Source organism: Streptomyces sp. NPDC051567 (genome assembly GCF_044454165.1).
Taxonomy (GTDB): domain Bacteria; phylum Actinomycetota; class Actinomycetes; order Streptomycetales; family Streptomycetaceae; genus Streptomyces.
Genome location: NZ_JBITDK010000002.1, coordinates 427,978 through 437,125, shown reverse-complemented (window position 1 = coordinate 437,125; position 9,148 = coordinate 427,978). Strand labels below are relative to the sequence as shown.

General features: G+C 73.7%; 7 protein-coding genes. 5 read left to right on the top strand and 2 right to left on the bottom strand.

Annotated features, from left to right (window positions below; translation table 11 throughout):
• Positions 1-90: 90 nt before the first annotated feature.
• Entirely contained in the window at positions 91-1,686 is a 1,596-nt protein-coding gene (locus ACIA5F_RS04180) for an acyl-CoA carboxylase subunit beta (RefSeq protein WP_399348868.1), read from the bottom strand.
• Positions 1,687-1,817: 131 nt separating this feature from the next.
• Here ACIA5F_RS04180 and ACIA5F_RS04175 point away from each other — a divergent pair, with 131 nt between their 5' ends.
• From ACIA5F_RS04175 to hutH, 5 genes are all read left to right on the top strand, one after another.
• Positions 1,818-2,747 carry a biotin--[acetyl-CoA-carboxylase] ligase gene (locus ACIA5F_RS04175; RefSeq protein ID WP_399348866.1) on the top strand — a complete coding sequence of 310 codons (930 nt, stop codon included), beginning with the start codon at positions 1,818-1,820 and terminating at the stop codon, positions 2,745-2,747.
• A gap of 335 nt (positions 2,748-3,082) precedes the next feature.
• Positions 3,083-4,303 carry an adenylate/guanylate cyclase domain-containing protein gene (locus ACIA5F_RS04170; protein ID WP_399348864.1) on the top strand — a complete coding sequence of 407 codons (1,221 nt, stop codon included), beginning with the start codon at positions 3,083-3,085 and terminating at the stop codon, positions 4,301-4,303.
• Positions 4,304-4,371: 68 nt separating this feature from the next.
• A complete protein-coding gene (locus ACIA5F_RS04165; protein WP_399348929.1) occupies positions 4,372-5,193 on the top strand; it encodes an enoyl-CoA hydratase/isomerase family protein in 822 nt (273 codons plus the stop codon).
• Positions 5,194-5,456: 263 nt separating this feature from the next.
• On the top strand, positions 5,457-6,605 hold the full coding sequence (locus ACIA5F_RS04160; RefSeq protein WP_399348862.1) for a diguanylate cyclase domain-containing protein: 1,149 nt from the start codon (positions 5,457-5,459) through the stop codon (positions 6,603-6,605).
• A gap of 126 nt (positions 6,606-6,731) precedes the next feature.
• Entirely contained in the window at positions 6,732-8,273 is a 1,542-nt protein-coding gene (gene hutH / locus ACIA5F_RS04155; RefSeq protein WP_399348927.1) for a histidine ammonia-lyase, read from the top strand.
• 195 nt (positions 8,274-8,468) lie between these two features.
• Here the strand turns inward: hutH and ACIA5F_RS04150 are convergent, their stop codons facing one another.
• On the bottom strand, positions 8,469-9,044 hold the full coding sequence (locus ACIA5F_RS04150) for a hypothetical protein (RefSeq protein WP_399348860.1): 576 nt from the start codon (positions 9,042-9,044) through the stop codon (positions 8,469-8,471).
• Positions 9,045-9,148: the final 104 nt, after the last annotated feature.

Genomic DNA, 9,148 nt, shown 5'->3' with positions numbered 1-9,148 from the left:
ATCAAGGCAAGAGCCGAGACGAAGTGAGCGCAGCGAACGCAGTCGCACCGGACGCCGCGGGCCTACCGGCAAACCTTTCCGGTCACAGCACTAGAGAGGGATGTTGCCGTGCTTCTTCGGGGGCAGGGACTCCCGCTTGGTGCGCAGCTGGCGCAGCCCCTTGACCACGTGCGCGCGGGTCCCGGACGGCATGATCACCGCGTCGACGTAACCGCGCTCGGCGGCCGTGTACGGGTTGAGCAGGGCGTCCTCGTACTCGGCGATCAGCCGGGCCCGGGTCGCCTCGCCGTCCCCGGTGGACTCCGCCTCGGCGAGCGTCCGGCGGTGCAGGATGTTCACCGCGCCCTGCGCGCCCATGACGGCGATCTGCGCGGTCGGCCAGGCCAGGTTGAGGTCCGCGCCGAGGTGCTTGGAGCCCATCACGTCGTAGGCCCCGCCGAACGCCTTGCGGGTGATGACGGTGATCAGCGGGACGGTGGCCTCCGCGTACGCGTAGATCAGCTTCGCGCCGCGCCGGATGATCCCGTTGTACTCCTGGTCGGTGCCCGGCAGGAAGCCCGGTACGTCCACGAACGTCAGCACCGGGATGTTGAAGGCGTCGCAGGTCCGGACGAACCGGGCCGCCTTCTCGGAGGCGTTGATGTCCAGGCAGCCGGCGAACTGCATCGGCTGGTTGGCGACGACGCCCACCGGGTGGCCCTCGACGCGGCCGAAGCCGGTGAGGATGTTCGGGGCGAAGAGCGACTGGGTCTCCAGGAACTCCGCGTCGTCCAGCACGTGCTCGATCACGGTGTGCATGTCGTACGGCTGGTTGGCGCTGTCCGGGATCAGGACGTCGAGTTCGAGGTCGGCGCCGGACACCCCGGTGTCCGCCTCCTCCGGGAAGGCGGGCGGCTCGGAGAGGTTGTTCGACGGCAGGTACGACAGCAGGGACTTGACGTACTCGACGGCGTCCTTCTCGTCCCCGGCCATGTGGTGGGCCACGCCGGAGGTGGAGTTGTGGGTGCGGGCGCCGCCCAGCTCCTCGAAGCCGACGTCCTCGCCGGTGACCGTCTTGATGACGTCGGGGCCGGTGATGAACATGTGCGAGGTCCGGTCGACCATCACGGTGAAGTCGGTGATGGCGGGCGAGTAGACGGCGCCGCCCGCGCAGGGGCCGACGACCAGGCTGATCTGCGGGATCACCCCGGACGCGTGCACGTTGCGGCGGAAGATCTCCCCGTACATGCCCAGGGCGCTGACGCCCTCCTGGATGCGGGCGCCGCCGGAGTCGTTGATGCCGACGACGGGGCAGCCGGTCTTCAGCGCGAAGTCCATCACCTTGCTGATCTTCTGGCCGTAGACCTCGCCGAGGGCGCCGCCGAAGACGGTGAAGTCCTGGGAGAAGACGGCGACCGGGCGGCCGTCGACCGTGCCGTAGCCGGTGACGACGCCGTCGCCGTACGGGCGGGTGTGCTCCAGCCCGAAGCTGGTCGAGCGGTGCCGGGCGAACTCGTCCAGCTCGACGAAGGACCCCTCGTCCAGCAGCAGGGCCACCCGCTCGCGCGCGGTCAGCTTGCCCTTGGCGTGCTGCTTCTCCACGGCCCGGGCGGAGCCCGCGTGGCCGGCCTCGTCGGTACGGCGCCGCAGATCCGCGATCTTGCCTGCCGTGGTGTGCGTGTCGATCGGCTCTGACGGTGGTGACATCGGGGTCGCGGCTCCCTGCGTGGTGTCAACTGTCTGGTCAATTCACTGACTGCTGCTGGCTACTGGTGCGTAGCGTATCGGCGGGCATGGCGCCCGGCGGTGCGGTGTTTGCCACACCTACTGTGGGTTGCATGACGTCATCAGATCCGTTCGCCGACGGCCCGGCCGCAGCCTCCGCCCGCACCCCGGCCGGAACCTCCTCCGGCCGCTGGTCCCGCCTGGACCGGCCGCCGCTGAACGCCGCCGGGCTGCGGCGGGCCCTGGTCACCGAGGGCGGGCTGTGGAGCTCGCTGGAGGTGGTGGCCGCGACCGGGTCCACCAACACCGATCTCGCCGCCCGGGCCGCCCGGGCCGGGGGGCTCGCCGAGGGGGCCGTGCTCGTCGCCGAGGAGCAGACCGCCGGGCGCGGTCGGCTGGACCGGAGCTGGGTCGCGCCGGCCCGCTCGGGCCTCTTCTTCTCCGTCCTGCTCCGGCCGGGCGACGCGGTGCCGCAGGAGCGGTGGGGGTGGCTGACCCTGCTGGCCGGGGTGGCCACCGCGACCGGGCTCTCCCGGGCGGCGGGCGTGGACACCGCCCTCAAATGGCCCAACGACCTGCTGGTCACCGTGGACGGGGAGGAGCGCAAGGCCGGGGGCATCCTCGCCGAGCGGGTCGCGGGCGACGGCCCCGGCGGCGCCGGGGTGGTGATCGGGATCGGGCTCAACGTGACCCTGACCGAGGACGAGCTGCCGGTGGAGTCCGCCGGGTCGCTGGCGCTGGCCAAGGCCACGGTGACCGACCGGGACCCGCTGCTGCGGGCCGTCCTGCGTTCACTGGAACAGGGGTACGGGAACTGGCGCGCGGCCGGGGGCGACCCTGCGGCCAGCGGTCTCCAGGAGGCGTACGCGGCGGGCTGCGCGAGCCTGGGCCGGCACGTCCGGGCGGAGCTGCCGGGGGGCCGTGTCCTCACCGGAACGGCCGAAGCCGTCGACGCGGACGGCCGCCTGGTGATCCGTACGGCCGCCGGGGAGCGCGAGGCGGTGGGCGCGGGCGACGTGATCCACCTGCGCTCGGTGCACTGAGCCCCCCCGCACCCCCTGTTCTGAGGGTTCCCACCCGGGTCCCCGCCCCGCCTCCGGGCGAGTGAACCGAAGGGGCGCGCCTGGGCGGGGGTCCCCCGGACGGAGTCCGGGGACAGGTGCGAGCGCGCGGAGGAAACCCGAGGTACGAGGGTTTCTGAGCACGTACGGACCGGTGAGTCAGGCTCCGAGCGCCCCGGAGGTGAACCGAGCCCCCGATAAAAAACCCCCAGGCGAGTGAGCTACGGCACACCTGCCGTATGGTTTAGGCGATCCCGTCCCTGCGGTGATCAACCGGTTCGGCAGGCAGTGCGCGTGGAATGGACAGGAGGCGGGCCTTGACCGTCGACGACTCTGCGTCCAGTGCGTCCCACGGGGCCGGTGGCTCCGGGTCCGGGCCGGTCACCCCGATCGGGCGCGATCAGCATTCGCCCCACCACGAGGTCGACCACACGGCGCAGCCGACGGCGGACCCTCTCGCGATCCGGCTGGAGCAGCTGATCCTCGGCGCCGAGCGCCGTTACACCCCGTTCCAGGCCGCCCGTAGCGCCGGGGTCTCGATGGAGCTGGCCTCGCGTTTCTGGCGGGCCATGGGCTTCGCCGACATCGGCCAGGCCAAGGCGCTGACGGAGGCGGACGTGCTGGCGTTGCGCCGGCTCGCGGGTCTGGTGGAGGCGGGGCTGCTGAGCGAGCCGATGGCGGTGCAGGTGGCCCGGTCCACCGGGCAGACCACGGCCCGGCTGGCGGAGTGGCAGATCGACTCGTTCCTGGAGGGGCTGACGGAGCCGCCGGAACCGGGGATGACCCGTACGGAGGTCACGTACCCGCTGGTGGAGCTGTTGCTGCCGGAGCTGGAGGAGTTCCTCGTCTACGTGTGGCGGCGTCAGCTCGCGGCGGCCACCGGGCGGGTGGTGCAGGTGGCGGACGACGAGGAGATGGTCGACCGGCGGCTCGCGGTGGGTTTCGCGGACCTGGTGGGCTTCACCCGGCTGACCCGGCGGCTGGAGGAGGAGGAGCTCGGCGAGCTGGTCGAGGCGTTCGAGACGACGGCGGCGGACCTGGTGGCCGCGCACGGCGGCCGGCTGATCAAGACGCTGGGTGACGAGGTGCTGTACTGCGCGGACGACGCGGCGACGGCGGCCGAGATCGCGTTGCGGCTCATCGAGACGATGGAGGCGGACGCGCAGATGCCGGAGCTGCGGGTCGGGATCGCCTTCGGCACGGTGACGACGCGGATGGGCGATGTCTTCGGGACCACGGTGAACCTCGCGAGCCGGCTGACCTCGATAGCGCCGAAGGACGCGGTGCTGGTGGACGGGGCGATGGCCGAGGAGCTGGGCCGGACCCGGGCGGCGCCGGTCTCCGAGAAGGAGGCCAAGGAGGCGGAGGTCGCGGCCCAGGCGGCCCACGCGGCTTCGGGGAAGGGCCCGGGGACGTCCCGGGTGTCCGCGCCGCCGTACCGGTTCGCCCTCCAGCCGATGTGGCAGCGGCCGGTGCGCGGGCTGGGTGTGGTGGAGCCCTGGCTGCTGACGCGGCGGGCCCCTAAGATCCCCGGGTAACGTTCGTTAACCGGGAGGGTCCTGTGTCGCTGCCTGAGGAGTCGTCGGTGCCGGGGGAAGCCGGGGCCGTGCCGGAGCTCGTCTCGGAGTCCGCTCCGGCCTTCACGTCGGAGTTCGTCACGGTGCGCGGGCCCGGTGCGGACGGGGTCGCGGAGCTGGTCCTGGACCGCCCGAAGGCGATGAACGCGGTCTCGACGGCGATGGCCCGCGCGATCGGGGCGGCCTGCGCGCACCTGACGGCGGACGAATCCGTACGGGTCGTCGTCCTCTCCTCCTCCGCCGGGCGGGCCTTCTGCGTCGGGGCCGACCTCAAGGAGCGCAACGCGCTGTCGGACGCCGACCTGGTGCGGCAGCGGCCGACCTCGCGGGCCGCGTACGGGGGTGTCCTGGAGCTGCCGATGCCGACGGTCGCCGCCGTGCACGGCTTCGCCCTGGGCGGCGGCTTCGAACTGGCCCTGGCCTGCGATGTGATCGTGGCGGACGCGACGGCGGTGGTCGGCCTGCCGGAGGTGTCGGTGGGCGTGATCCCGGGCGGCGGCGGTACGCAACTGCTGCCGCGCCGGGTCGGCGCCGCGCGGGCGGCCGAGCTGATCTTCACGGCGCGCCGGGTGGAGGCGGCCGAGGCGCTGGCGCTGGGCCTGGTCGACGCGCTGGTCCCGGCGGGCGAGGCCCGTACGGAGGCGCTGGCGCTGGCCGGGCGGATGGCGGCGAACTCCCCGGTGGGGCTGCGGGCGGCCAAGCGCGCGCTGCGGCTGGGGCACGGCATGGACCTGACGGCGGGCCTGGAGATCGAGGACGCGGCGTGGCGGACGGTGGCCTTCTCCGGCGACCGGGCGGAGGGCGTGGCGGCGTTCAACGAGAAGCGCCGCCCGCAGTGGCCGGGGCGGTAGCGGCAGCCGCCGGGGCGGCCGGGCGTCCGGGCGGGTGTGAGGGCGGGCGGGTCCGGGCCGGGGCGGTCCGGCGGGACGGCCACGGCCCGGGGTGGCCCGGAGCGGTCCGGCCCGCGCGTGAGCGGGTATCGCGTCGCGGGTGCTCGCCGTTCCCACCCTGCCCACCCTGCCCACCCTGCCCACCGTGCTTGCTGTGCTTGCCGTGCCCACGTGCTCGCTGTGCTCACCATCCCAAATCCGGCGAAACTCCCTAACCTGGGGTGATGGGAGTCGACGGGCGGCTGCGGGCCGTGGTGGGTCTGGCCCAGGCCATGGCGGCGGCGTGCACACCGCGTGACAGTGTGCGGGCGGCCGCGCGGGGCGCGCGGGTGGCCATGGACGGGTCGTTCGCCGCGATCTCCGCGTGGGAGCGGGAGCGGGGTCGTCTGCGGGTCCTCGTCAACGAGGGCGGGCTGCGGCCCGGGGAGGAGGAGTTCCCCGGGGACGAGTCGTACCCCGTGCACGACTTCCCCGAGATCACCGAGTTCCTGCACGAGCGGTGGGCGGGCGGCGGCGGCCCGCACGCCTGGGTCGAGAGCGTCTCGGACGCCCGCCCCGGGCGGCGCGGCGAGGCCCTGCGCGGGCGGGGGCGCGGGAGCTGCGTGGTCGCGCCCGTCGTCCTCAGCGGGCGGGCCTGGGGGGAGCTGTACGTGGCCCGGGACGCGGGGTTGCCCGGCTTCGACGCGGACGACGCCGAGTTCGCGGCCGTCCTCGCCGCCGTGATCGCGGCGGGGCTCGCGCAGAACGAGCGGCTGGAGGAGGCCCGGCGGCTCGCCTTCACCGATCCGCTGACCGGACTGGCCAACCGGCGCGCCGTCGACATGCGGCTGGACGGGGCCCTGGAGGAGCACCGGCGGACCGGGACGGTCGTCAGTCTCGTCGTCTGTGACCTCAACGGCCTCAAGAAGGTCAACGACACCCTCGGGCACGCCATGGGGGACCGGCTGCTGGAACGGTTCGGCTCGGTGCTCAGCCGCTGCGGTGCCAGGCTGCCCGGCGCGCTGGTCGCGCGGCTCGGCGGTGACGAGTTCTGCCTGGTCGGGGTGGGCCCGTCGGCGGACGAGGTCGTCAAGGTCGCCGAGGAGCTGTGCGCGCGGGCCGCCGGGCTGGAGCTGGGGGAGGGGGTCGCCTGCGGGGTCGCCTCGACCGGGGACCCGATCGGGCCGGTCACCTCCTCCCGGCGGCTCTTCCGGCTGGCGGACGCGGCCCAGTACCAGGCCAAGGCCGCGCGCTCCGGGCACCCCGTCGTGGCCGGGCGGGACACGGCCGTGGTGCGGCTCGCCGATGCGGCGCCGCAGGTCGCGGGCGAGCGGCGGCGGTTCCGGGGGCGGGGCGAGGGCGGCCCGGGTGAGGTGCGGGAGCGGCCCGGCTGAGGTGCGGGAGCAGCCTGGATCAGGTACGGGTGAGGTGCGGCTGAGGTGCCGGGTGAGGCGGGTGAGACGTGCGGGAACTGGCTAGTGACATGAAGGGATTCAGTCCGTAGGGTGCTGAATATGGATATGCACACTGTCGTGGTGGGAACGTCCGGGACCACCGCCGAGGACGTCATCGCCGTCGCCCGTGGCAACGCGCGGGTCGAGCTGTCCGACGAGGCGCTGGCCGCCCTCGCCCGCGCCCGCGCGGTCGTCGACGCCCTCGCCGCCAAGCCCGAGCCCGTCTACGGGGTGTCCACCGGGTTCGGCGCCCTCGCCTCCCGGCACATCAGCCCCGAGCTGCGCGCGCAGCTCCAGCGCAACATCGTCCGCTCGCACGCCGCCGGCATGGGCCCGCGCGTGGAGCGCGAGGTGGTGCGCGCCCTGATGTTCCTGCGGCTGAAGACCGTGGCCTCCGGACACACCGGAGTGCGGCCCTCCGTCGCCCGGACGATGGCCGACGTCCTGAACGCCGGGATCACCCCCGTCGTCCACGAGTACGGCTCGCTCGGCTGCTCCGGCGACCTCGCACCGCTCTCCCACTGCGCGCTCACCCTCATGGGCGAGGGCGACGCGGAAGGCCCCGACGGCACCGTCCGGCCCGCCGGGGAACTGCTCGCCGAGGCGGGGATCGAGCCGGTCGAGCTGCGCGAGAAGGAGGGCCTGGCCCTCCTCAACGGCACCGACGGCATGCTCGGCATGCTGGTCATGGCCCTCGCCGACCTGGCCACGCTCTACACCTCGGCCGACATCACCGCCGCGCTGACCCTGGAGGCGCTGCTCGGCACCGAGAAGGTGCTCGCGCCCGAGCTGCACGCCATCCGCCCGCACCCCGGCCAGAGCGCCTCCGCCGCCAACATGGCCGCCGTGCTCCAGGGCTCCGGGCTCACCGGGCACTTCCAGGACGAGTCCGCCCCGCGCGTCCAGGACGCCTACTCGGTGCGCTGCGCCCCGCAGGTCGCGGGCGCGGGCCGCGACACCCTCGCGCACGCCGCCCTCGTCGCCTCCCGCGAGCTGGCCGCCGCCGTCGACAACCCGGTGGTCCTGGCCGACGGACGCGTGGAGTCCAACGGCAACTTCCACGGCGCCCCGGTCGCGTACGTCCTGGACTTCCTGGCCATCGCCGCCGCCGACCTCGGCTCCATCGCCGAGCGCCGCACCGACCGGCTGCTCGACAAGAACCGCAGCCACGGCCTGCCGCCGTTCCTCGCCGACGACGCGGGCGTGGACTCCGGCCTGATGATCGCCCAGTACACGCAGGCCGCCCTGGTCAGCGAGATGAAGCGGCTCGCGGTGCCGGCCTCCGCCGACTCGATCCCCTCCTCCGCCATGCAGGAGGACCACGTCTCCATGGGCTGGTCGGCCGCGCGCAAGCTCCGTACCTCCGTCGACAACCTGACCCGGATCGTCGCCATCGAGCTGTACGCGGCCACCCGCGCCATCGAGCTGCGCCACGGGCTCACCCCGGCCCCGGCCAGCCGGGCGGCCATCGCGGCGGTGCGGGCGGCGGGCGTCCAGGGCCCCGGCCCGGACCGGTTCCTCGCCCCCGACCTGGCCGCCGCCGACGCGTTCGTCCGCAGCGGCGCCCTCGTCGCGGCGGTGGAACCGGTGACGGGCCCGCTCGCCTGACCCCGCGGACCGTGCGCGGTCGCCGCCGTACGGGTGCGCGGACGCGGTGAGGGCCGCCCCCGGGATCGTCTCCCGGGGGCGGCCCTCGCTGGTTCCTGCGATGTCCTGTGATGTCCTGCCGTGTACTGCTCCGTGTGCCGCGATGTCCCGCTGTCGTGCTGTCGTGCGGCGCGGGGTTACGGGTCTACGGGTGGTCTACGGGGTGGGGGAGCGGCGTGCCGAGAAGGTCAGGAACCCGGCGCCGAGGCCCAGGAGGAGCGTGCCGCCCAGGAGGTAGGGGGTGGTGTCCAGACTGCCGGTGTCGGCGAGGGTGGGGGTGAGGGCGGTGCCGGTGGGTCGGGTGGTTCCCGTGGGCTGGGTGGCCTGTTCCGGCTGAGTGGTCTGTGTCGTCGTCTGTTCTGCCTGTTGCGGTTGTTCCGTCTGCTGTGTCTGTTCTATCTGTTCTATCTGTTCTGTCTGCTGTTGTGTCTGTGGTGCTTGCGGTGCCTGTTCTGTCCGAGTGGGCTGTTCCGCCGGCGAGGGTGGTGCGGGCGGTGTGGGCTGTGCGGCCTCGGTGGCCGGCCCGGCGATGGTCCGGGCGACGGTCCGTATGGACGTCCCGTCCATGTCTGCCCCCTCGATGCCCGTGCGGACGGTGTCCCTTCCGGCGGGCGCGGCGATGTGGTCCGCCGCGAGTTCCGGGGCGGTGGCATTGGCCGAGGGGACGAACCAGAGGGCGGTGAGGAGGCCGGTCGCTCCGAGAGCGGTGAGCAGCGGTCGACGTGCGGACACGGTGCGATCCCCCTTGTGGCAGCAGCGAATTGGCCGTGTGCGGTGATGCTACGGAAAGGGGCGGGTCGTGGGAAAGCCGGGGGTTCCGCGGGCTTACTCTCCGT

Excerpts from the sequence above, each read along its gene's own strand:
- hutH (WP_399348927.1), top strand. The coding sequence starts at position 6,732 with ATGCACACTGTCGTGGTGGGAACGTCCGGGACCACCGCCGAGGACGTC.
- ACIA5F_RS04180 (WP_399348868.1), bottom strand. The coding sequence starts at position 1,686 with ATGTCACCACCGTCAGAGCCGATCGACACGCACACCACGGCAGGCAAG.
- ACIA5F_RS04160 (WP_399348862.1), top strand. The coding sequence starts at position 5,457 with ATGGGAGTCGACGGGCGGCTGCGGGCCGTGGTGGGTCTGGCCCAGGCC.
- ACIA5F_RS04175 (WP_399348866.1), top strand. The coding sequence starts at position 1,818 with ATGACGTCATCAGATCCGTTCGCCGACGGCCCGGCCGCAGCCTCCGCC.